Raw genomic sequence first — 22,749 nt, 5'->3', positions numbered from 1 at the left:
CTTGAAAAAGGCGCTGCCCGAGTGATCGGGCAGCGCCTTTTTCATGGCGTCGACTTTTGCTCTTGCAGGGTTACCAGGCGCGATACCGGTACCCCGTTAAACACCAGCGTGTAGTTGATGGGCCCCTTCAACGCCTGGATATCGTTATCGACATAGGAATGTTCATGGTCGGTGAGCCGGGCGATGGGCTGGCCGTCGCGGTAAATCTGCACGGGCTTGCCAGTCGGGGTTTCTGTGCGCCAGGACAGGTTGACCTGGGTGCGATCGGGTTGTTGCTGCGCAGTGAGCTGTCTGACACCCAGGGGCCCGATCAGGGGCAGGCCATCCATTGTGTAACGGGTCAGGTCCGGTTTGACGCCAAGCCAGGCCAGCACGGTGGGGGTGATGTCCGCCTGGCTGGCAAAACCGTACAGGCCCTTGAAATCGGGGTTCAGGGGTTTGCCGATGGGGGCCGTCAGTTGTGCGTTGCCTTTCTTGTTCATGGCGATAAAGGTGGTTTTTTCGCTCAGGGTTTGCTCGCCGTGGTCCTTGCCTTCAGGCAAGTGCCTGCCGTGATCGGGCAACACGATCACCAGCCAGTCTTCTTCGGGATGGGCTTTTTCACGGCGTTGGAGGGCCCGGAGTATCTGCCCGACCTGGGTATCTACGGTCTGAATCGCCTGTTGATACTCGGGTGTGAAACCGAGTCGGTGGCCGGTGATATCGGGTTCATCGAAGTGGGCGAACAGCAGATCGGGCTGGCCGTTTTCCAGTTCATGACTGACGTTGTCGACGACGCACGGATCAACCCCCGAGCACTTGAAAGCCAGGTCGATGTAGCCCTGGGCAATATCCTCAGTGAAGTTTTCGTGGATCACGTTCCAGCTCACGATGCTGGCCGTCTTGCGGTCAGGGAAGGCCAGCTTGAGCTGTTTGAACAGGCTGGGCGCCTGATTGCGCAGGGCCTCGTCATTGGCGTTGACCTGATGGCGGTCAACCCAACTGCCGGTAAGGATGGTTGTCCAGCCCGGGCCACTGACCGTGGGCTGCTGGGTGGAGGTACCCAGTACCCCGCCGGTGTAGCTTTTGTACAGGTGCAAGCGGGCAATAGTGGGCGCCTTGCCCTGTTGAATGGCCTGTTGCAGCTTTTCGTACTGCATGCCATCCACGCCGATGAGCAAGGCCTTGTGGGTTTTGAGGGTGGGGGTGTCGGCAGCAGGGGCTGCCAGTGCCGTGAATGTGAGGCTCAGACAGACCGTAATCAGGGCACACCTTAGTAACATCATGCTCACCTCCGTGACGTGGATGGTCATCGCTTACATCAGCTTAGTCCTTCTGGTGAGCTGGCTTGCCTGCGATTCAGACGCTGCGGTCTGGCAGGCAGGCTGGGTTGATGCCATCGCGAGCAAGCCCGCTCCCACAAAACAAACACAGTTTTGTGCAGGTTTAGAACTTCCAGCTGACCGATGCCGTGACGTTTCGCGGTGCGCCAAAGTTACTCTGGCCGTAACGAACGCTTTGCAGGTATTTCTCGTTGGTCAGGTTGTCCAGGTTGAGCTGGGTGCTCCAGTGCGGATCAATGTCGTAGCTGGTCATCAAGCCCACCAGCGCATAAGCGGCCTGGTTGGCGGCAGGGGCGTCGTCGTTCTCGATTTTGCTCTGCCATTTGAGGCTGCCGCCGACCTTGACCTTCGGCGCCATCGGCAATCTGTAGGTCATGGAGGAGGTCAGGGCATTGCGCGGGATAAATTTACGTCCGCGCTGGTTGTCGGCATCGGTGATGTAGACATAGGTATAGCCGCCGCTGATTTGCAGACCCGGGGCCAGTTCCCCCGAAGCTTCAAGCTCCAGGCCGCTGCTTTTGTACGACATGCCGTCATACAAGTAGCCGCCCAGCGCAGAGTCAAAGCCAGCATAAGTGGCGACGTTGTCCTGTTTGGTGTGGAACACCGCAGCCGAAACGTCCAGTCGCTTGTCCAGCAAATGCCCCTTGATTCCAGCCTCGTAGCTTTTGCCTTCCAGGGGTTCCAGTACCTGGCCCTGGGTGTTGAGGTAGTACTGCGGATTGAAGATCCTGGTGTAGCTGGCATACAGCGAATACTGCGGGGTGAGGTCGTAGACCAGGCCTGCGTATGGCGTGACCTTGCCATGAATCCTCACGTTGCGGCCCGATCCGTAGTTTTCGCCGTCGCTGTCGGCACTGAGCATGCGTGCCCCGGTGATCAGGTGCAGGTCGTCGGTCAGGCTGAAGCGGGCACCGGCGTAGAGGCTTTTCTGGCGGTCCGTGTAGTTGGAGGTTCCGTCGGCATTTGCGATGTTGTAGGTGGGCTTGGGGAGGCTGCCGTTGAGGGCATCTTCCAGCGACACCGGGGTGTAGTACGACGCGCTGCCGTACAGCGACGCCTCCTGGGTGCGCGAGCGTGCCACGTTGGCGCCGAAGGTCAGTTGGTGCTCGCGGCCACCCAGGCTGAAAGGGCCGCTGAACGACAGGTCGCCATCCAGCTCGCGGGTCTTGCCCTTGTATTTGGAAGCCAGGCCCGTGTAGCCAGTGGTCGAGCCATTGTCGCCATAAATGTAGAACATGTCGGTGTCTTCGCGGTGCTCCATGGCCGTCAGGGTCAGCGTTGACTTCCAGTCATTGACAAAGCGGTGCTGCCACTCGGCAAAGGCCCGGGTGGTGCGTACGTCCCAGTACACCCAGGGTTGGGCAATGTTGGAGGAGGTGCTGCTGTAGTGCACCGCATTGCCATTGCTGTCGGTGAGTGGCAACGCGCCCCAGCTGGCACCGTTGGCGTCGCTTTTCTGGTCTTCGTAACCGACGGTCAGGGTATCGTCGTCGGTCAGGTCGAAAGCCAGCATGCCACTGAAAATGTTCTTTTCCCGGGAGTAGCGGTCCAGATAGGAATTACCCACTTCGTTGGCATAGATCACACGCCCGCGCACATTGCCCGAGTCGGTCAGCGGCCCGGAAACATCCAGGTCGACCCTGCGCTTGTCCCAGGAACCGGCGCTGACGCTGACCTTGGCTTGCGGCTCATACGTGGGGCGCTTGCGAATGAAGTTGACCGTGGCAGAAGGGTTGCCGGCGCCCGTCATCAGGCCGTTGGCACCGTGCAAAACGTCTACTTGCTCGTAGGGTGCGGTGTCGATATCGCCCACCAGCACGCCGCCGGTAAGCCCCATGCCCATACCGTCGTACTGGAAATTGGTGATATCAAAACCGCGGGCGGTGAAGTACGTGCGGTCGGTCTCGACCTTCTGCACGTTCACCCCCGGAGTGCTCTCCAGCACATCGCGAATGCTGTTGAGCTGAAAGTCATCCAGTTGCTCACGCTTGATACTGGTAATGCCCTGGGGCGTTTGCCCGGCGGTGAGGTTCAAGCGTGTCGTCGTGGCACTCGGCTTGGCCTGATAGCCCTGTGGGGCCTCATCGCTGTCTGCCGTTGAGGTGATGCTGGTGGACGGCAGATTCAGGGTGTTTTCATCGGCCAGGGCAGTATTGCAAATACTCAAGGCGAGCAGCGTGAGGGCTGACGCGGGCAGGGTGAACAGTGGGCGCATGATCTGCGAATACTCCGGACGGGAACTGCGTAAACGAGAATTGGTTACAAAGCTTTACATTTGTATTAATGATAATCAATTCTATTTATCAATCTTTATTATTCGTATTTGTGCGCCCGCGCGGTTTACCGTTTTCGATCGCAGATCGGCTAAGGGCAGATTCTGTATTTACATGGGGTGTGTAGTCGCTGACGAGGAACGAAGGCTGCGTCCGGTTTGGTGCGCCACTGCGAAGCAGCGACCGCAAAAACTGCCCCCCGGTTTTTCCTGATTCACCGCAACATCCGGGTTTACGACGGCTTCGCCGCCGAACGCAGCCTTCGTTCCTCGTCAGCGACTACAGATTGAGACGCGCCCCCCCATAACAGCACCTTGCCCGAAACGTTTTAACGCCCACTTACAAGCCGCTGACGAGCAGTGCCCATTCCGCCCTAGAAATCCCAGCGGGTATTGAGCATCACATTGCGCGGGTCGCCGTAATACGCGGTGTTATAGAAGCCGATGTTGGTGTAGTACTCCTTGTCGAACAGGTTGTTGACGTTGAGTGTGGTGGAGAGGTGCTCGTTGACTTGATAGCGGACCATCGCATCAACCAGCCAGTAGGCATCCTGGCTAAAGTCCTGGTATTGGTCCCTGGCGCGGTTGTAGATGTTCTGCCAGCTGCGATTCTGCCAACGGGCACCGCCGCCGATGGTCAAGCGCTCCAGCGGCCCCTTGAACCTGTAGGTGGTGTACACGCTCAACTGGTCCTCGGGCTCCCAGGTGGAGATTTTTTTGTCTTCGCTGTCACGGATGACCTTGTGCGTAAAACCGGCCTGCGCTTGCCAGCCAGGCGCCAGTTCACCGGATATTTCGGCTTCAAAACCCTTGGCTTTGGCCTTGGTGCCGATCGACGCATAGAGAATCGACGGGTTGGTCGGGTCTGCGTTGTATTCGGCATCCGGCTCGGCACGGTTGCTTTCATGTACCTCGAAATAGGCCAGGCTGGTGTTCAGCCTGCCACCATAGAATTCACCCTTGATCCCCACTTCGTAGTTTTTGCCTTCATCCGGCTCGAGCACCTTGTTCTTGCGATCACGGTTGTAGGTCTGCGGCATGAAGATGTCGGTGTAGCTGGCATACGCCGTGAAATGGTCGTTCAGGTCGTAAGTGGCGCCCACATAGGGCACCAGCCGGCCAGTTTCGGTGATGTCGTAATCGCCGGTCAGCCAGTAATTGGCGACCCGTGTACCGAGCAACAGATTCAGCTCATCGGTCAGGTTGAAACGGGCGCTGATGTAGCCTGCGGTTTGTCGCGTGGTGGTGTCGTTATATTGGGTGGGTGCGCCCCAGTTCGGCTCCGTGGTCTTGCCATCGAAGTTCCAGAAATCAATCACGTTGGCACTGAGGAAGGTCGGGTTGCCGTAGTCCTTGCCTTGCCAGTGGGCGGTGGAGGCCGACGCTCCGATGACCAGTTCATGTTCGCGGCCGGCCAGGCTGAAGGGGCCGCTGAAGTAGGCGTCGGCGGCGTCGGTGCGGGTGTTGCCGGTAAATTTGTTGGCATAGATCGATGACAGGCCGGTGGCAGGGAATGGCCCGCTCATGACCGAACCCAGCGGGGCATCGTAGCTGTTGACCTGATGGGTCAACTGCGCCTTGCCGACCCAGGCGTTGGCGAAGCTGTGCTCCAGGGTGGCGAACACGCTCTGGGTGGTCTGCTCCCAGCGGCTCCAGTTGGCGCCGTTGTTGTACGAGCGCTTCACGTCGATGCGTTCGCCAGTGCGGTCGAATAACGGGCGACTGCCTGACCAGCCCGAAGCATGGGGGTCGTTGTTCTGATAGTCGAAGCCCACGGTCAGCAGGGTGTCATCGCTCAGATCGGCTTCCAGAGTGCCGAAATAGACGCCGGTCTTGCGCTCGTAACGCTCCATGAACGAGTTCTTGTCCTGATAGGCAGCCACGGCCCGGCCACGCAGGTTGCCGCTGTCGGTGAGCGGGCCGCTGACGTCGACTTGGGTGCGGTAGTTCTCCCAGCTGCCAGCCCCTGCCTCGATGCTGGCCTTGAAGTCGCGGGTCGGTTTTTTGCGGATCAGGTTGATCGTCGCACCCGGCGCGCCTGCGCCAGTCAGCAGGCCGGTTGCACCCTTGAGGATTTCCACCCGGTCATAGATGGCCATGTCGCTCAGGGTTTGCCCCGAGGAGTAGGCCGAGTTGCGCAGGGTGGGAATGCCGTCGTACTGGAAGTTCTCCACCGAGAAGCCGCGGGCATAGTAGTTGGTGCGCTCGCTGTCAAAGGTCGACACCGTGATGCCCGGGGTGTGGCGCATCACTTCGTCGATGGAGTTGAGGCCAAAATCATCCATGTGCTGACGGGTGATCACCGTGATCGACTGCGGCGTTTCCCGCGGCGTCAGCACCATGCGGGTGGCCGTTGCGATGGTGCCGGGGGTGTAGGAGCCGCTGCCTTCGGTGATGGTGCCCAACTGGTTGGACATGACCTGGGTAGCCTGCAACTCCAGTTGCCCGTTGTTCTGGGGCCCCCGTGCAATAACGCGGTAACCGTCGCCTTCTCTGACCGCTTGCAGGCCCAGAGGCTCAAGGAGTCGCTGCAAGCCTTCACCGACGTCAAAGCTGCCGCTCAGGCCGTCGCTGTGGATGCCGGTGGTCAGCGTCGAATCAACGGCGATCATCACGCCGGCTTGTTGGCCAAAGCTGCCCAGCACCGAGTCCAGACTGCCCGGTGCGATGCGGTAGGCGTGCTCGCTGCCCGGTGCTGCGAATGCCCCGTGGCTGGTCGTGGCAATGGATAAACCAAATACAAGGGTGCGCAATGCACCGGCAAGGGGGGTAAGTCGGCTGTGCATAAAAAACTGTCCATGTGTGAGAAGGGTAGGCATTGCGCTGTTAATCAGCGTCTTCCCTGAACTTGATGCACCAGATGGGAAAAACTGCCTCCTGTGCTGAAAATAAAAAATCTTCAGGCAGGGACGACGTTGGCCCAGTAGCCGAAAACACGCTGCACACGGATCGGCAGCACGTGGGTGAGCAGGTCGAGGCTGGCGTCCGGACGGTCGATGGAGAACGACCCCGACACCTGCAAGGCGGCCACCGCGGGGTTGCAGCGCACCACGCCAGGTCGATAGCGGTTGAGCTGGGCAATGACCTGGGACAGTGGCATGCGCTCGGCGATCAACAGGCCGTTGACCCAGGCATCGGCACCGGCCGACACCTGGCTGCAAGGTCCGGCGCCATGGCGGTCGAACGTCAATTGTTGACCGGCGCCAAGGTTGAAACGGTCACCCCGTGCCAGCTCGATCGAAGCACTGCCGGTCAGTACCTGCACCCGGGTGCCGTCGATCCCGGGCAGGTTCTGGCTGATGACCAGGCGTGAGCGGGCCGCTGGCAGCACCCGGCCATGGACCGTGCTCAGGCAGACGTTGGCCCCAGTGATCAGTACGCGGCCCAGGTTCAGCGTCAGGTCGGTACCGGTGCCCGTGGTTCGGGCATCGAGGGCGGTGTGGGTGTCCAGCGTCAGCTCGACCTGCCGGGCCAGGGAGAATTGCCTGCGCTCACCGGTGGCGGTGCGGTAGTCGCTGAACAGTTCCGGCAGCAGTATCCGTTCACGCACGCTGAAGCCCGTGGCCAGCGCCACCCCTAGACCGGCAAACCCCTTGAGCAGTGTGCGTCGCGATGTGGCATGGCGTGCGCGCAATAACGTGCGCGCTCCTGCGGCGGGGAGCATGCGGGTACTGTCGCGAAAATCAGCGTTCAGCCCGGTCAAGCGTTGCCAGGCCATCTCATGCTGCGCAGATTGCGTGCGCCAGTGCTGGCAGGCCTGACGTTCGGCTTCGGTGCTGACGCCCGATTGCACGATAACCATCCACTGCAGGGCCTGCTCGACCACATCATGGTCCAGGCGCTGGGCATTGCAGGGTTCAAACCGGTTCACCCGGCGTACACCGCGCTGTAACAGTGACGATAGGCCTTGAGCATGGCTTTTTGCACGACGTTGACTGTCAGGTCCATGTGCGTGGCAATTTGCGGGTAGGTCAGGCCGTCCAGTTGCGAGAGCAAGAAGATTTCCCGCACCCGGGTGCCCAGGCCATCGAGGACCTGGCCGACAGCGTCAAGGGCTTCGAGCACCAGCAGGCGTGACTCAGGGGAGGGCACATGCTCTGGTTCAAGGGCTGCCAGCGACTCCATGTACGCCCGTTCCAGTGCCTGGCGGCGAAAATACTGGCCGCACAGGCGGCTGGCAATGGTGGTCAGGTACGCACGGGGCTCACGTAACACCGGTGGCGTGTCAGTGCGCAGCATCCGCAAAAAGGTGTCCTGGGCCAGATCCAGCGCCTGCTCCTGATTGCCCAGTTTGCGGCGCAACAATTGCACCACCCAGCCGTGGTGCTGAACGTAGAGCTCACCCAGGGCACAGCGTGTGGAAGAAGGGGACGTGAGCATCGATTGCAATTCCAGAGCAGACACTGACAAGGATGGCAATGATAGCGCTTCTCATTAGCGTGTGCTCGGGAATGTTGCTGGGTGTGTCGATTGACGAAGTTTGCGATCGTGAATCCAGGTGGCGGGTTTTACAACGGCTTCGTTGCAGTGGCGCACCAAACTGGACGCAGCCTCGTTCTACTCGTCAGCGACTACAGGCGACTACAGGCGACTACAGGCGATTACAGGCGATTACAGGCGGCTTACTTGTCGGTCAGGATCTTGGGGTTGGAGTTGCCCCACACCGTGTACAGGTCCGCCAGCAGTGCACCGTTGATGTCTTCAACTTCTGCCTGGGTGATTTCGGCTTTGCCTTGATGCCCGAACAGCACCACTTCATCGCCACTCTTCACATCCGGCGCGTCGGTGACGTCGACCATCAGGGTGTTCATCGAAACCTTGCCCACCACTGGCACACGGTGCCCGTTGATCAGCACGATGCCTTTGTTGGTGAAGGCACGACGGTAGCCGTCAGAGTAACCCACGGTGATGTTGGCCAGTTTCGAGTCGCGGCCCAGGGTGTAGGTGCGGTCGTAACCGACGGTGTTGCCCTTGGGGTAGCTGTTGACCGAGGCAACGTGGGACTTGAACTGCATCACGCGTTTGTAGTCGGTGTGGGACGGCACGGTGTCACCGAACAGCGCGCCGCCAGGGCGGACCATGTCCAGGTGCGACTCGGGCACTTCCAGGGTGGCGAACGAGTTGGCTGCGTGCAGGGTGATCTTGCTGCGATCAAGCTGGGCCGTGTCGATCAACCATTGCGCCTGCTGGTTGAAGGCCTTGAGACCGGCGCGCACGTCATCGGCATCTTCGACCGCGAAGTGGGTCATGATCGCCCGTACTTCAAGGTTCGGTACTTTGGTGATGGCGACCGCATCGCGACGGCCTTCAGCCGTGGTCATTTCCACGCCGTTGCGGCTCATGCCACTGGAGTTCAGCCCCAGGTGAACCACCAGCGGACGACCGTGCTGTTCGGCGATCAGACTGGCCTTGACGGCGAAATCGAGGTTGCCCACCAATTCTTCCATGTTGTACGGCAATGCCGCTTCCAGCTCGCTCAATGCCGCCGTGCGTACGCGAATCAGCTGGCCCTTGAAGCCGCTTTCACGTACGACGCGTGCTTCTTCATTGCTCGCGACGCCCACACACGGCACACCCATGGCGATGATCGATGGCATCAGCAGGCCGATCCCGTGACCGTAGGCATCAGCCTTGAGCACGGCGCAGATTTTCGACTTGCCGGCGAGGGTGGTTTGCAGCACGCGAATGTTGTTTTCGAACGCGGCTTTGTTGATCTCGACCCAGGCATTGCTGTCCTGTGTGTTGACCTGGGCAACGCCGTCGACCATCGACAGGGGCGGCGCAGCAAAGGCCGGGTTTTGCAGTAAAGCCATGCCCAAAGAGAGGGCAAGAAGGGTACGGGTGAAGGGCATTTTCAGAGTTTCCATACGTTTTTTTTATGGGGCGGGGAGTGATGCGCGGCCATACTAGAATCGGCCTGCAGGAATTGTCACTCCCTCGGCCGCGGATCTGTCTGAAAGTGTCGTGTCAGGCTTATCGGCGCCACGCCAGCAGCACCACGCCCACCGTAATCAGGCTGATCCCTGCCCATTGGCGGATATCGAGTTTTTCACCCAGCAGCGTTACCCCCAGCACGGCAACAATCACCACGCTGAGCTTGTCCACGGGTGCAACCAATGAGGCCTGGCCCAGTTGCAGGGCGCGGTAGTAGCAAATCCACGACGCGCCGGTGGCAAGCCCCGACAACACCAAAAACACATAGCTGCGGGCCGATATCGAGCCCAGGGACTGATATTGGCCGGTCGCATACAGGATCAACGCCAGGCTGACCAAGACCACCACGGTCCGCAGCAACGTGGCGAAGTCGGAGTTGATCCCGGTGATGCCGATCTTCCCGAAAATGGCCGTCATGGCAGCGAACACGGCCGACAGCAGCGCCCAAAATGTCCAGCTTGAATAGAACGAAGTGCCCATAAATTTACCTGAAGGGTCAGAAACGCTGGTTGTGTGTCAGTGCATGTCGGTTTTCAGCCAGACCGAAACCCATAAACCGCTGTGGTTGAGCTTATCCGAAAACGTGAGTTCAACCCTGGCGCCGATACGCCCGGCGATGGCCTTGACGATCGAAAGCCCCAGTCCCGAGCCTGTTTCGCCGGAGCCCAGGCTGCGATAAAACGGATCGAAGATGCGGGCCTGTTCGTCGAGGGCAATGCCCGGCCCGGTGTCCTTGACATACAGGCGTACGCTGCCGTGGATCAGCTCCACGCCAAGATCGACCCTGCCCCCTGGCGGGGTGTAGCGAATGGCGTTGTCCGTGAGGTTTTTGACCAGGGTAAACAGGTCCATGTCATTGATCATGAGCTGCACATCTTCGTCGCCTTCCACCCCGATATCGAGTTGCTTGCGCTGCGCCAGGGGCAACAAGTCTTCCAGCACCCGGCGAAACACGTCATGTACTGAAACCCGGGTGCGTGGGCGTTCAGCGGTAAATTGTGCGGCGGCCAGGCTCAGCAACTGGTCGATCAGTTGCCGGCTGCGCTCAATCCCTCGGGACAAGGGTTCCAGGCGCTCGCGGGCCTGCTCCGGCATCTGGGTCGCGGCCAGTCGTTCGGCCTGCAGTGACAGAGCGGTCATGGGCGAGCGCAGTTCGTGGGCGGCGTCGGCGACAAAGCGCCGCTGGCTGTCCATGGACTGCTCCACGCGGGCGAGCAGGCGATTGATAGCCACCACAAAGGGGCGGATTTCAGTGGGTAGATGCTGCTCGTCAATGGGATGCAATGCTTGCTCGGCACGCTGGTCGATTTGCGCGGCGAGGGTCGCGATGGGCCGAAACAGCTTGCGCACCAGGTCACTGACCACCAGGAGCAGCACAGGAAACAAAAACAGGAAGGGCAACACACTGCGCCAGGCACTTTCGCGGGCGTCCTTGTTGCGGGCATCGACCTCCTGGGCGACGGCAATGCGCTCGCCGTTGGCGGTGGTCCTGACCAGCACGCGAAAGGCTTCGCCGCCCACGTCTACCGTGGACAGGCCATCGGCCAGGGTGGTGGGCAATGGCAACGGCAGAGCGTCGTCGGTATTGCCCGGGGCTTTTTTACCATCGACCAGGTATTGAATGATTACCCGGGACTCTTCGTCATCCCCCGCCGGGCCCAGGCCCTGAGGGTAGTGCAGAGTCATTTGCTGGCGATCGAACAGAAGGGCGATCTGATGCAGGTTTTCGTCCTGCAACTCGTGGGCTTCGTCCAGGGCCGAGAAAAAGGCAAACACGCTGGCGATCACGGCCACCAGCACAATGGTCAGTGACAGTGCCGCCGATAGCCTGAGTTGAACCGACTCCCTCAAGCGTTTTTTGAAACCATCCATCCCATTCCCCTGACGTTCTTGATGATGTGGCTGCCCAATTTTCGGCGCACGGAGTGAATCAGGAACTCGATGGCATTACTTTCGACTTCGTTGCCCCAGCCATACAGACGATCTTCAAGTTCACTGCGCGACAGAATCGCTCCCGGACGCATCAGCAACGCTTGCAGCAGGGCGAATTCGCGGCTGGAAAGGGCGACGCCGTCTTGAGTCTCGGTAGTGGCCAGTTTGGAGACCGGATCCAGGGACACCACACCGTTACTGAGCAGGGGCAGGGCGTTGCCATCCTTGCGCCGCAGAACCGCACGCATGCGCGCCAACAGCTCAGCCATGTCGAAGGGTTTGAGCAGGTAGTCGTCGGCTCCGCCGTCCAGGCCGCGCAGCCGGTCGTCGAGGCTGTCCCGGGCGGTGAGGATCAGCAAGGGCACCGGGTTGTTGCGGGCACGAATGCTGGCCAGGACTTCAAAGCCATCCTTGCCGGGCAGGCCGAGATCCAGCAGCACCATGTCGTAGCGTTGGGTTTCCAGTGCGCTCAGGGCTTTGAGGCCGTTTTTCACCCAGTCCGCTGCATAACTGGCGTCCGTGAGTGCGCCCTGGATCGCATCGCCAATCATGGGATCATCTTCGACCAGCAATATGCGCATGTGCCGCTCCGGAAAATAAAACAGGCGCGCCGGTTTTCACCGTCGCGCCTGTATTGAAGCACCTGTGCCGTGGCTTGTCCGCCCGACGCTTCAGGAATTGCCTTTCATCGAGTCAAATGCCTTGAGCAGGTTGTCCATGGCCGCCTTGCACTCGGCCGTGCTCGGGCTGTCGGCACGCAGGGCATCCAGTGCGTGGTCAATGGCCTTGTCCAGCACATGCCAGTCGCTGGCAGCCCGGGGTTTGATCCCCGCTTCGGCAGAGTCCCAGCTGGTTTCGAGGTCCTTGATACGGGTTTTCGCCCCCGACAGATCATTGTTGGCGACCCGTGCGCTGACGTCAGCGGCGATGCTGTGAAAGGGTGACAGGTCGCCCAGCTTCGAGCCCGTCGTGCTGTATGTGCTGGCGGTGGCGGCACTCAGGTCTGCCGGTTTGTCGGCAGGTTTTGAGCAACCGGCGGTGATGCTCAGCAGCAGGATTGAGGAAACGATGCCAATACGACGAATCAGGGTTTGAGGGTGGCGCATGGTGATGTCCTTGATGGAAATTTAAAGGTTCAGGCCGTAACGGCTTTGCGGTTGTTCGCATTGAACTGGGCGGCGGCCACCAGCAGCACAATCACGCACAGGAACAGGGCGCTGGTCCAGGTGGCACCCATGCCCAGGCCGCCATAGGTTTTGGCCTGGGTCAGCAAGTCGCCCAGCGAAGCACCAAATGGTCGAGTGAGGATGTAGGCGATCCAGAAGCTCAGGACGGGGTTGGCACCCATGCGCCAGGCCATCAGGGTGAGGGCAATCAAGCCTGCGAAGATCACCGCGCCGAGGGTGAAACCCAGGCCCAGGGCTTCGGTTGCCAGATCGCCGGCCGCCGTGCCGAGGGCGAATGTGCAGAGCACCGTGGTCCAATAGAACAACTCACGCCTGGGCGTGACAATCTCGCGGATCGACAGGCTGCGTTCGGTGCGGTACCAGGCCATGAAGTTGATCGCCAGCAACCCGGAAAAAATCGCCGTGCTGGTGTACAGACTCACCTCCAGCTTGTCGGTGAGGATGTCGGTGATTTGCGTGCCGACGATGCTCACCAGTACCACGGTCAGCCAGTAGATCCACGGGGTGCAGGCCTTGGTGCGCAGTTGGCAGAACAACGCAATTGCCAGCAGTGCGGCCATGCCGATACTGGTCCAGCCCGCGCCGAAGCCCGCGTCAACGGCCAGGTAATCGGCGCCGGTTTCGCCCACGGTCGTGGACATGATCTTGATCACCCAGAATGACAGCGTCACCTCGGGCACCTTGTTCAGCCATCGGGCTGCAGTGGCATTCATTTGCGTAACCTCTGTGATGCGCGGTCATTGGCGCAGGACAAAAGGTACGGCACGACACTTAGCTGAGACTGAGGGCGCTCAACTTTTCAGGACATGGGCCTGGCCCACAGTGGTCAGTTGCACCGCGCTGCCAATGGCTGGCGCCATCAAACCCGGGCAATGCACCGGTAACGACCGGCCCGGCTCGAGTGTGCCTGCCACCAATGTGACGCTCAGGGTGCAGGTATTGCCGCCAAAATCGCGCTCGGTGACCACCCCTCTACAGCCTGTGCCATCCGGGGATGCCGGGCTGACCTGCAGTTGTTCGGGCCTGAGCATGATCTGCGCCGTTTTGCTGCGGCCCTGATGGTTGACAGCAATCCGGCCCAGGTCGCACTCGGCCCAGCCGTTATCGATCATGGCGGGTATGAGCACGGCTTCGCCGAGGAACAGTGCAGTCTGCTCGTCCCTGGGGTGCAGGTACAGCGCCATCGGCTGGCCGGCCTGCACCAGGCAACCCTGGCGCATCACCGCGAGCTGATCGGCAAAAGACAGGGCTTCGCCCTGATCGTGTGTCACCAGAATCGCTGTAACCCCTGCATCTGCCAGCAAGCGTGCGACCATTTTGCGCATGGCGGTACGCAACCCGGTGTCCAGGGCTGAAAACGGTTCATCCAGCAGCATCAGGCTGGGCTGTTGCGCCAGCGCACGGGCCAGCGCCACCCGTTGTTGCTGCCCGCCAGACAGTTCGTGGGGCCAGCGCGTGGCCATGTTTGAGTCCAGGGCCACGCTGTCCATCAGTTCGGCGATGCGTTCATCTCTGGCGTGGCCCTTGGTTGCCAGCCCAAAACCAATATTGGCGGCCACGTTCATGTGCGGGAACAGGGCGCCATCCTGTGGCACATAACCGATCCGGCGCTGGTGGGCAGGGACGTTCCGGGTGCTGTCCAGGAGGACCTTGCCGTTGAGCGAGAGGCTGCCGGAGTCGGGTGATTCAAAACCGGCAATCATGCGCAGCAGGGTGGTCTTGCCTGAGCCGGACGGCCCGACAATGACTGTTCTGCTGCCGGAGGGCACCGCCAGAGTGATGTTGTCCAGGGCGCGCTGAGAGCCGAAGGTTTTACAGATCGCGTTGAGTTCGAGAGCGTTCATCGGGCAGCCGTGCGTTTGGATTGATGGTAAAGAAGCCCGGTCAACGGCAGTGACAGCAGGATCATGATCAGTGCATAGGGCGCTGCCGCCGCATAGTCGATTTCACTGGTCATGGCCCAGAAACCGGTCGCCAGGGTGCGAGTGCCGTTGGGCGCCAGAAGCAGGGTGGCGGTCAGCTCATTGGTAATGGCCAGAAACACCAGCGCGGCGCCTGCGGCCGCTCCCGGTGCGGCGAGACGCAGGGTGATCAGCCATAAGGCCCGGGCCGGGGAGCGGCCGAGGCTGCGGGCCATGTTCTCCAGTTCAACGGGGGCTTGAGCAATGCCTGCGCGCAGGCTCACCAGTGCCCGGGGGATAAACATCAGCAGGTAGGCGAGCAGCACGGTGAGGGTGGTCTGATAGATCGGTCTGGCGAAGTGGATGGTCACGGTCACCAGCGCCAGCGCGACCACAATGCCGGGCAATGAGCTGGTGATGTAGTTGCAGCTTTCCAGCAGGCGTTGCAGGCGTCCGGGGGCGCGAATCGACAGCCAGGCAATCGGCACCGCCGCACAGGTGGTCAGCAAGGCGCCCGCCACCCCCAGAAACAGGGTCTGCTCCAGTGCCGGGAGCAGATCGCTCCAGTGCCATACCTCTCTTCCTCCCGCGATCAGCCATTTGCCGAGGGTCATCAACGGGACACCCAGCGCCAGCAGGCAGGTCGCGCTGCACACCCCCAGGGCAAGCAGTGTGGCGGGACGGCCCAGGGGCACGATCCGCTGTTCGCGGGCGCTGCCCGAGCCCACGCGGGCGTAGCGGGCATGCCCCCTGGCGGCAGACTCGGCGGTGAGCATCGCCAGACAGCACAGCGCCAGAACCGCCGCGAGCATATTGGCCCCCGGTCCGTTGAAGGTGGATTTGAACTGGTCGAAGATCGCGGTGGTAAAGGTATCGAAGCGGATCATTGCGTACAGGCCGTATTCCGCCAGCAGATGCAGGCCCACCAGCAACGCGCCGCCGCAAATGGCCAGGCGCAATTGCGGCACCACAACGCGCCAGAACACGGTCCAGGGCTTGAGCCCCAGGGATTGGGCAACGTCTTCGATGGCGGGATCGAGTCGACGCAACGTCGCGGCGACCGGCAAGTAGAGAAAAGGGAAGTAGGCGATGACCGAGACCAGCACCCCGGCCGGTAATCCATGAATCGATGGCACCAGGCTGACCCACGCGTAGCTGTGCACAAAGGCAGGCACTGCCAGGGGTGCAACGGCCAGCAATGACCATGCGCGCCGCCCGGGCAGGTTGCTGCGCTCGGTCAGCCAGGCCAGGGCGGTGCCCAGCAGCACGCACAAGGGAAGGGTGATCAGCACCAGCAATACCGTGTTGACCAGCAGTTCGCCTACCCGTGGCCTGAACACGAGCGCTTCGATCTGCTCCCAGCCGACGTGCCAGGACACGCCGATCACAAAGGCAATCGGCAGTAATGACAGCAGCGACACCAGCACCGCCAGCCCCGTCACCCAGGTGCCGCCGCGGCTCAACAAGCGGCGGCGTGAGCGTGATGCGCAAAGGGCGGGCCCAAGGCCCGCCGGCAGGGTTTCAGGCAACAATTAGAGGAGTCCGGCCTGAGTCATGAGGGCCACGGCTTTTTTGCTGTCCAGGCGAGAGGCATCGACCTTGGGGGCGTCAAGTTGCGTCAACGGGACCAGCTTCGGGTTGGACGGGGCGTTCTGGCCCACGGCGTATTCGAACGAATTGCCCTCTTTGAGAACCGCTTGACCGTCCTTGCCGGTGATCCACTTGAGGAACGCCTGGGCCTGCTCCGGGTGCTTACTGGACGCCAGTACGCCGCCCCCGGAAATGCTGACAAAGGCGCCCGGGTCCTGGTGCTTGAAGTAATGCAGGGTGGTGTCCTTGCTGTTTTCGCCCGTCTTGGCCTGATCGACGAAGCTGTAGTAGTGGTAAATCACGCCGCTGTCGACCTGGCCCGCATTGACGGCTTTGAGCACTGCACTGTTGCCACGGTAGATGGCGGCATTGGCTTTCATCCCCTTGAGCCAGTCGAGGGTGGCGGCTTCGCCCTTGAGTTCGAGCACGGCGGCGACAATGGCCTGGAAGTCGGCCCCTGCAGGCGACGCGGCCCAGCGGCCTTTCCAGGCGGGAGCGGCGAGGTCAAGCAGTGACGCCGGCACCTCGGTTGCGGGGAGCTTGCTCGGGTTGAACACAAATACCGTGGACCTTGCAGCAATCCCCAGCCATTTACCTTGGGCCGGACGATAGGCAGAACCGACCTGTTCGAGAGTGGGGGGGGCTACTGGCGCTAGCAGTCCGGCGTTATCCACCAGAACCATGGCCGGGGAGTTTTCGGTCAGGAACACGTCAGCGGGTGAGGCGCTGCCCTCCTGGACGATCTGGTTGCCCATCTCGGTGTCGTCGCCGTTGCGCACGGTGACTTTGATCCCGGTTTGCCTGGTGAACCCCTCGACCCAGGATTTGGTCAGGCTTTCGTGCTGGGCGTTGTAGACCACAATGCCGTCGTCGGCGTTTGCTCCGGTGACGTGTCCGGCGCTGATCAATGCAGCGCTCAACAGGGCGGTTTTAAACAAAGAAGGGAAACGGCTGACCATGATGTGCAACTCCGGTTTTTATGATGTGCGCGCGGCTGACGACGAAGACAGTGCGTAATGGCTCCAGAATCAATGGGAATCATTAGCATGCTCAGGCGCGGCGAATGTAGAACCGGGAATGAGAAAAAAACGTCAAATAAATGGTTAATTGATGTGATGGGCTTTTTGCTGTGCGGCAGTCGTAAGGTCGGCTTCCACGGTTAGTCAGGCATACTGCATGTACCGGTTTTGCGACCGCAGCGCGCTCGATCGCAGCCTCGTACTACTCGTCAGCGACTACATGCGGTACATGCGGGATGGGTGCCGAATCTGTAGTCGCTGACGAGCCGTGCGAGGCTGCGATCGTTTTGGTGCGCCACTGCGACGCAGCAGTCGTAAAGTCGGCTTCCTCGGTTAACCTGGCATACCGCGTGCTCCGGTTTTGCGACCGCTACGCGCTCGATCGCAGCCTCGTACTACTCGTCAGCGACTACATGCGGTACATGCGAGATGGGTGCCGAATCTGTAGTCGCTGACGAGCCGTGCGAGGCTGCGATCGTTTTGGTGCGCCACTGCGACGCAGCAGTCGTAAAGTCGGCTTCCTCGGTTAATCTGGCATACCGCGTGCTCCGGTTTTGCGACCGCTACGCGCTCGATCGCAGCCTCGTACTACTCGTCAGCGACTACATGCGGTACATGCGAGATGGGTGCCGAATCTGTAGTCGCTGACGAGCCGTGCGAGGCTGCGATCGTTTTGGTGCGCCACTGCGACGCAGCAGTCGTAAAGTCGGCTTCCTCGTTTAATCTGGCATACCGCGTGTCCCGGTTTTGCGACCGCAGCGCGCTCGATCGCAGCCTCGTTCTACTCGTCAGCGACTACATGCGGTACATGCGGTATATGCGGGATGGGTGCCGAATCTGTAGTCGCTGACGAACCGTGCGAGGCTGCGATCGGCGTGATGCGGCACCCCGACGTAGCCGTCGTAAAGTCAGCCTCGCTCTAAACCCCTGAGCCCTGCCAGTTGCGAGCCAACATGGCGTAGATATACCGGCTGGTCCATTCGCCGTTGACCCACTGGCTTTCAATCAGGCAGCCCTCCTGTTTCCACCCCAGTTTGCTGAACAGGGTGTATGAACCGGTATTGCGGATATCGATGGACGCATACAAGCGATGCAAGTCGTAGTGTTCGAAAACCACGCCAATCAACGCTGTCAGCGCTTCCGATGCGATGCCTTGCCGGTGAAACGACGGGGCGAATATGCAACCGATCTCTGCCTGTCCGGACGCCTTGCTGGTCATTCGAATCATCACTTCACCGGTCAGGACTCCTTCTGGATGCTTGACTATGGCCCAGCGGACTTCATCCCCGTCATGTTCAGCCTGGGGGTTCAAGGCGCGCTCGAAGCGCTCCCTGATGGCCTGTGGGTCAGGTTGCACCTTAAACAGGTAGCGGTAGGTTTCAGGCAGTGAGTGATAGCCCAGAAAAGCCGGGAAGTCTTGCTCCGTAAAAGGTCTGAGCAAGAGGCGGCTGGTGTGAATCTGGGGCATTTGCGGTGTGTCGGTCATCGTGTCTCCGTGAGTCTTTTTGTTGTTGTGTATCGGATTTCAATGCTTGCGGTAATCCGCAGGCCCGCACGGGCGCGTGTTTACCCCAGCGTCCCGACAATATTGACGCTGACGTTCTCCGGGATTTCGTTTTGCGACAGTACGTGCAACCCCGGGCTGAATACCCGCGCATATCGCGCCAGCAGCGGACGCAGTTGCGGCATGACCGTCAGCACCGGCGGATGACCGTCCTTGCGCAGTTTTTCCTTGACCACCGGCATGGCGTTTTGCAGTTGGTTGAGCAGATTCGGCTCCACGGGAATGTTGTCCAGGCTCACCGGGCCCGCTTGCTGAGCAATGCTCAAGGCTCCCAGCAGGGTGTTTTCCAGGGCATTGTCGAGCACGAACACACTGACTTCATCCCGTCGCCCGGTAATGCTCGAGACGATGTTGCGGCGCAAGGCATAGCGCACGTCGGACGCCAGCAGGACCGGGTCTTTGGTGCTTTCGCTGCTTTCCACCAGTGCCGTGGCCACGGTGACGATGTCGCGCAACGAGATGTTCTCCACCAGCAACTGGCGGTACACCCGGTGCTGCTGGGTATAGGACAGCTGGCCCTTGAGGTTCTCGGTCAGTTTGGGCGCCAGTTCGGTCAGGCGTTGCATCAGGTTGTCGACGTCGTCGTGTTTGAAGATGTCCGCCAGGTTGTCGCGGATCACCTTGTTCAGGTGCGTGGCAATCACCCCGGCGCAGTCAACCACTTGATAACCCAGGTTCAGGGCCCGGCTCTTGTCGACCGGGTTGATCCAGACCACCGGCATTTTGTAGGCCGGGTCGATGCCCAGAATCCCGTCCACTTCGCCGTACAGATCGGCCGAAGGGATGGCCATCAGGTGGTCGGCATGGATTTCTGCACCTTCGATCTGCTCGCCGTTGATATGGATGGAGTAGTGCGCCGCCTTGAGTCGCAGGCTGTCGCGGATCTGGATTTCGGGCAGCAGGAAACCCAGGTTTTCCGAGAGGGTCTGGCGCAAACCGCGCACGCGCTGGGTCAGGGGCGCGCCCGCTGCTTCATTGACCAGCCCCACCAGCTTGTAGCCCAGGGACACTGAAAGCCGCTCCACGTGGGGGATGTCATCCCACGCCAGGCTCTGGCTGCGCTCGTTTTGCATGGCGGCGCTGAGTGCGCTGACCGCTTCAAGCTCAACAGCCTCGGCCGGAGGCTGAAAGCGTGACACGCTCCAGGCCACACCACCGACAATCGCGGCAAAACCCAGGAACGCGATGTGCGGCATGCCGGGCACCAGGCCCAGTACCAGCAGGATCCCGGCCACGGTGTAGAGCAAGGCTGGCGAGGCCAGCAACTGGCGGCGCACCTGGGTGGTGATTTCGGCGGATTCGTTGATCCGCGTCACGATCAAAGCGGCGGCGGTGGACAGCAACAGCGCAGGGATCTGGGCCACCAGGCCGTCACCGATGGTCAGCAGGGCAAATTGCTTGAAGGCCAGCCCGGCGGGCAAGTCGTACACAAACAGGCCGATGGCGAAACCACCAAACAGGTTAATGATCAGGATCAGGATCCCGGCAATTGCATCGCCGCGCACAAATTTCGATGCACCGTCCATGGCGCCGTAAAAGTCGGCTTCCTTGGAGATGGTCTGGCGTCGTTGCTTGGACTGGTCCTGGGTGATCAGCCCGGCATTGAGGTCGGCATCGATGGCCATCTGTTTGCCGGGCAGGGCATCCAGGGTGAAGCGCGCCGTCACCTCGGAAATCCGCTCGCCGCCCTTGGTGACGACCATGAAGTTGATGATCATCAGGATCACGAACACGATCATCCCGACGATAAAGTTGCCGCCGATCACCACTTCACCGAACGATTCGATGACCTTGCCCGCAGCCCCCGTGCCGTTATGGCCTTCGAGCAGCACGATACGGGTCGAGGCCACGTTCAGCGTCAGGCGCAGCAGGGTGGTGATCAGGATCACCGTGGGGAACAGGGAAAAATCCAGCGGGCTTTTGGACGACACGCTGACCATCAGCACCAGCACGGCCATGGCGATGTTGAAGGTGAACAGGATATCCAGCAGCAACGGCGGCAAGGGCAGGATGATCATCGCCAGGATCGACAGAATCACCAGCGGGATCCCGATGCGGCCACTGCGCAGCGTCGGGAGGAGGTTGTGCAATACGTTCATGTTTATGCCTTGTTCGCCATGCTTTCGGGTATCGGTAGGTTGTCCGGCAACTGCGGTTTGGCCCGCATTCCGCTCTTGTATGCCTTGAGTTGCAGGATGTAGGTCAGCACATGGGCGACGGCGGCATACAGCGGCGCCGGGATCTGCTGGTTGACCTGGGTGGTGAAGTAAATGGCCCGGGCCAGGGGCGGTATTTCAAGCACTTCGAGTTTGTGGGCGGTGGCCATTTTGCGGATATACAGGGCCATGTCATCGACGCCCTTGGCGATCACGAAGGGCGCCTGGGCCTTGTTGGTGTCGTACTTGATGGCCACGGCGTAATGCTGCGGGTTGACGATCACGGCATCGGCGTCCTGGATCACCTTGCTGATCTGGCGCTGGGAAATCTGGCGCTGGATCTGCTTGATCCGGGCCTTGACCTCGGGGCGGCCTTCCTGGTTCTTGTGTTCTTCCTTGCGCTCCTGTTTGGTCATGCGCAGTTTTTTCAGGAAGAAGTAGCGCTGGATCGGAATGTCGATGGCTGCGAACACCACAAATATGCCCATCAGCGCGATCAGGATGTTGAACGTCATGTTGAACGCCGTACCGATGGCCGTGGGCAGGCTGGTGCGCTGCAAGGCGATCAGTTGGGGGACGGCGTCGCTGATCAACAGCCAGGCCACACCGATCAGCACGGCAATTTTGGCCATCGACTTGAGCAGTTCGACCCAGTTCTGTTTCGAGACGATGCGCCCCAGGCCCGTGATCGGGTTGAGCTTGCTGAATTTCGGATAGAAATTCTTGGCCACGAACACCCAGCCCCCCGGGATCAGTGAAAACACCACCACCAGTACGCTGGTGAGCAGCAGGGGGGCGAGTATCTTCACGAACAGGGCCATGTTGTGGCTCAGAATCAGGCCCAGGTCCTCCTGGGTGATTTCACTGGAGTTGAAGTTCAGGAACGAGATCCGGAAGCTTTCTTCAAGCCCGTGGTAGTAGCTGGAAAACACCATCTTGAGGATCAGCAGGGTGGCAATCAGCGACACGGTGGTGGACAGGTCCTTGGAGCGGGTGACCTGACCGTCATCTCGGCTTTTGCGCAGCTTCTGGGGCGTGGCGTCTTCGGTTTTTTCCTGGGCGCTGTTGTTAGACATCCGGCCCTCCTTCGAGCATGGCACCGATGTTGTCCAGCAGGTCGCGGGTCAGGTGCAGGTAGTTTTCCGGCAGGTTGGGCAAGGTCAGGTAGATGCACAGCAAGCCCACCAGAATGGTGATCGGGAACCCCAGGGAAAACAGGTTCATCGAGGGTGAGATACGGTTGAGCAGGCCAAAGCAGAACTGCACCAGCACCACGCAGAACACCATCGGCAGGGTCAGCAGCACGGCGGCGCTGAATACCCAGGCCACGGCCTGGATGAACACGGTGTAGCTCTGGTAGTTGAGCCCGCTGCCAACCGGCCAGTGGCTGAAGCTTTTGAACAGCACGCTGAGGGTCACCAGGTGCCCGTCGATGGACAGGAACAGGAACGCCAGCAACACGAAGTACAACTGGTACACGATCGATGACGACGACACGCCGTTGACCGGGTCGTTGTAGCGCGCCATCGTCATGCCCATCTGCGCCGACACCACTTCCCCGACCACACTGAACACGGTGAATACCAGTTGCAGGCACAGCCCCAGGATCAGGCCGAAGGCGATCTGTTCAAGGGCCAGCAGCGCGCCCCCGGCCGACAGCGGGTTGACCTCCGGCACCGGGGGCAGGGCGCCGCCAATGGCTGCGGTGACCATCAGGGCCAGCAGCACCCGGACCCTCTTCGGCATGGCCTTGTGGTTGAACAGCGGGGCCATGCTGAACACCGCCAGCAGTCGGCAAAACGGCCACCAGTAGCTCTGCAGCGTGTGCAGGTACTGGCTGGCGTTCATCAGGGGTTCGGTTGCGTTCAT

Annotated in this window: 18 protein-coding genes; all 18 read right to left on the bottom strand. The window is 60.6% G+C overall.

Features of this window, described 5'->3' with window-relative positions; all coding sequences use genetic code 11:
- Nucleotides 1-41 precede the first annotated feature (41 nt).
- The 18 genes from VSQ83_RS13705 to fliR all read right to left on the bottom strand — a co-directional run bounded on the left by VSQ83_RS13705 (nucleotide 42) and on the right by fliR (nucleotide 22,749).
- Entirely contained in the window at nucleotides 42-1,265 is a 1,224-nt protein-coding gene (locus VSQ83_RS13705; RefSeq protein WP_326427031.1) for an alkaline phosphatase family protein, read from the bottom strand.
- 160 nt (nucleotides 1,266-1,425) lie between these two features.
- Nucleotides 1,426-3,540, bottom strand: a complete 2,115-nt coding sequence (locus VSQ83_RS13700; protein WP_133079241.1) for a TonB-dependent siderophore receptor — start codon at nucleotides 3,538-3,540, stop codon at nucleotides 1,426-1,428.
- A gap of 431 nt (nucleotides 3,541-3,971) precedes the next feature.
- Entirely contained in the window at nucleotides 3,972-6,383 is a 2,412-nt protein-coding gene (locus VSQ83_RS13695) for a TonB-dependent siderophore receptor (protein WP_219262738.1), read from the bottom strand.
- 113 nt (nucleotides 6,384-6,496) lie between these two features.
- Nucleotides 6,497-7,468 (bottom strand): DUF4880 domain-containing protein, encoded by a 972-nt coding sequence (locus VSQ83_RS13690; protein ID WP_219262739.1) that lies wholly within the window; start codon nucleotides 7,466-7,468, stop codon nucleotides 6,497-6,499.
- Nucleotides 7,465-7,977 carry a sigma-70 family RNA polymerase sigma factor gene (locus VSQ83_RS13685; RefSeq protein ID WP_219262740.1) on the bottom strand — a complete coding sequence of 171 codons (513 nt, stop codon included), beginning with the start codon at nucleotides 7,975-7,977 and terminating at the stop codon, nucleotides 7,465-7,467. The genes VSQ83_RS13690 and VSQ83_RS13685 overlap by 4 nt, the downstream gene beginning before the upstream one ends.
- Before the next feature lie 242 nt (nucleotides 7,978-8,219).
- Entirely contained in the window at nucleotides 8,220-9,449 is a 1,230-nt protein-coding gene (gene alr / locus VSQ83_RS13680; RefSeq protein ID WP_219262741.1) for an alanine racemase, read from the bottom strand.
- 121 nt (nucleotides 9,450-9,570) lie between these two features.
- Nucleotides 9,571-10,011, bottom strand: coding sequence for an EamA family transporter (locus tag VSQ83_RS13675; RefSeq protein WP_133079246.1), 441 nt, complete (start codon nucleotides 10,009-10,011; stop codon nucleotides 9,571-9,573).
- A 36-nt stretch (nucleotides 10,012-10,047) separates the two neighbouring features.
- Nucleotides 10,048-11,403 carry an ATP-binding protein gene (locus VSQ83_RS13670; protein WP_326427030.1) on the bottom strand — a complete coding sequence of 452 codons (1,356 nt, stop codon included), beginning with the start codon at nucleotides 11,401-11,403 and terminating at the stop codon, nucleotides 10,048-10,050.
- Complete coding sequence (locus VSQ83_RS13665; protein ID WP_219262743.1) at nucleotides 11,379-12,044, bottom strand: response regulator transcription factor; 666 nt, start codon at nucleotides 12,042-12,044, stop codon at nucleotides 11,379-11,381. Before VSQ83_RS13665 ends, VSQ83_RS13670 begins: the two co-directional genes overlap by 25 nt.
- A gap of 90 nt (nucleotides 12,045-12,134) precedes the next feature.
- On the bottom strand, nucleotides 12,135-12,569 hold the full coding sequence (locus VSQ83_RS13660) for a hypothetical protein (protein ID WP_219262744.1): 435 nt from the start codon (nucleotides 12,567-12,569) through the stop codon (nucleotides 12,135-12,137).
- A 29-nt stretch (nucleotides 12,570-12,598) separates the two neighbouring features.
- Nucleotides 12,599-13,363, bottom strand: a complete 765-nt coding sequence (locus VSQ83_RS13655) for a COG4705 family protein (protein ID WP_133079250.1) — start codon at nucleotides 13,361-13,363, stop codon at nucleotides 12,599-12,601.
- Between the two features lie 78 nt (nucleotides 13,364-13,441).
- Nucleotides 13,442-14,494, bottom strand: a complete 1,053-nt coding sequence (locus VSQ83_RS13650; protein WP_326427029.1) for an ABC transporter ATP-binding protein — start codon at nucleotides 14,492-14,494, stop codon at nucleotides 13,442-13,444.
- Nucleotides 14,491-16,083, bottom strand: coding sequence for an ABC transporter permease (locus VSQ83_RS13645; RefSeq protein ID WP_442800230.1), 1,593 nt, complete (start codon nucleotides 16,081-16,083; stop codon nucleotides 14,491-14,493). The genes VSQ83_RS13650 and VSQ83_RS13645 overlap by 4 nt, the downstream gene beginning before the upstream one ends.
- On the bottom strand, nucleotides 16,084-17,100 hold the full coding sequence (locus VSQ83_RS13640) for an iron ABC transporter substrate-binding protein (protein WP_219262747.1): 1,017 nt from the start codon (nucleotides 17,098-17,100) through the stop codon (nucleotides 16,084-16,086).
- Between the two features lie 979 nt (nucleotides 17,101-18,079).
- Nucleotides 18,080-18,646 carry a GNAT family N-acetyltransferase gene (locus tag VSQ83_RS13635; RefSeq protein WP_326427028.1) on the bottom strand — a complete coding sequence of 189 codons (567 nt, stop codon included), beginning with the start codon at nucleotides 18,644-18,646 and terminating at the stop codon, nucleotides 18,080-18,082.
- Nucleotides 18,647-18,726: 80 nt separating this feature from the next.
- Nucleotides 18,727-20,823: a flagellar biosynthesis protein FlhA gene (locus VSQ83_RS13630; RefSeq protein ID WP_326427027.1), complete on the bottom strand. Its 2,097-nt coding sequence runs from the start codon at nucleotides 20,821-20,823 to the stop codon at nucleotides 18,727-18,729.
- A gap of 2 nt (nucleotides 20,824-20,825) precedes the next feature.
- Nucleotides 20,826-21,956 (bottom strand): flagellar biosynthesis protein FlhB, encoded by a 1,131-nt coding sequence (flhB, locus tag VSQ83_RS13625; protein WP_219262749.1) that lies wholly within the window; start codon nucleotides 21,954-21,956, stop codon nucleotides 20,826-20,828.
- Nucleotides 21,949-22,749 (bottom strand): flagellar biosynthetic protein FliR, encoded by an 801-nt coding sequence (fliR, locus tag VSQ83_RS13620; RefSeq protein ID WP_326427026.1) that lies wholly within the window; start codon nucleotides 22,747-22,749, stop codon nucleotides 21,949-21,951. The genes flhB and fliR overlap by 8 nt, the downstream gene beginning before the upstream one ends.

The sequence above is a fragment of the Pseudomonas sp. DSV-1 genome (genome assembly GCF_035830915.1).
Lineage (GTDB): Bacteria > Pseudomonadota > Gammaproteobacteria > Pseudomonadales > Pseudomonadaceae > Aquipseudomonas.
The sequence above is the reverse complement of the archived record's forward strand: the minus strand, read 5'-3'. Positions and strand labels throughout refer to the sequence as shown.

Excerpts from the sequence above, each read along its gene's own strand:
- VSQ83_RS13705 (WP_326427031.1), bottom strand. The coding sequence starts at position 1,265 with ATGATGTTACTAAGGTGTGCCCTGATTACGGTCTGTCTGAGCCTCACA.
- VSQ83_RS13700 (WP_133079241.1), bottom strand. The coding sequence starts at position 3,540 with ATGCGCCCACTGTTCACCCTGCCCGCGTCAGCCCTCACGCTGCTCGCC.
- VSQ83_RS13695 (WP_219262738.1), bottom strand. The coding sequence starts at position 6,383 with ATGCACAGCCGACTTACCCCCCTTGCCGGTGCATTGCGCACCCTTGTA.
- VSQ83_RS13685 (WP_219262740.1), bottom strand. The coding sequence starts at position 7,977 with ATGCTCACGTCCCCTTCTTCCACACGCTGTGCCCTGGGTGAGCTCTAC.
- alr (WP_219262741.1), bottom strand. The coding sequence starts at position 9,449 with ATGCCCTTCACCCGTACCCTTCTTGCCCTCTCTTTGGGCATGGCTTTA.
- VSQ83_RS13675 (WP_133079246.1), bottom strand. The coding sequence starts at position 10,011 with ATGGGCACTTCGTTCTATTCAAGCTGGACATTTTGGGCGCTGCTGTCG.
- VSQ83_RS13670 (WP_326427030.1), bottom strand. The coding sequence starts at position 11,403 with ATGGATGGTTTCAAAAAACGCTTGAGGGAGTCGGTTCAACTCAGGCTA.
- VSQ83_RS13665 (WP_219262743.1), bottom strand. The coding sequence starts at position 12,044 with ATGCGCATATTGCTGGTCGAAGATGATCCCATGATTGGCGATGCGATC.
- VSQ83_RS13660 (WP_219262744.1), bottom strand. The coding sequence starts at position 12,569 with ATGCGCCACCCTCAAACCCTGATTCGTCGTATTGGCATCGTTTCCTCA.
- VSQ83_RS13655 (WP_133079250.1), bottom strand. The coding sequence starts at position 13,363 with ATGAATGCCACTGCAGCCCGATGGCTGAACAAGGTGCCCGAGGTGACG.
- VSQ83_RS13650 (WP_326427029.1), bottom strand. The coding sequence starts at position 14,494 with ATGAACGCTCTCGAACTCAACGCGATCTGTAAAACCTTCGGCTCTCAG.
- VSQ83_RS13640 (WP_219262747.1), bottom strand. The coding sequence starts at position 17,100 with ATGGTCAGCCGTTTCCCTTCTTTGTTTAAAACCGCCCTGTTGAGCGCT.
- VSQ83_RS13635 (WP_326427028.1), bottom strand. The coding sequence starts at position 18,646 with ATGACCGACACACCGCAAATGCCCCAGATTCACACCAGCCGCCTCTTG.
- VSQ83_RS13630 (WP_326427027.1), bottom strand. The coding sequence starts at position 20,823 with ATGAACGTATTGCACAACCTCCTCCCGACGCTGCGCAGTGGCCGCATC.
- flhB (WP_219262749.1), bottom strand. The coding sequence starts at position 21,956 with ATGTCTAACAACAGCGCCCAGGAAAAAACCGAAGACGCCACGCCCCAG.
- fliR (WP_326427026.1), bottom strand. The coding sequence starts at position 22,749 with ATGAACGCAACCGAACCCCTGATGAACGCCAGCCAGTACCTGCACACG.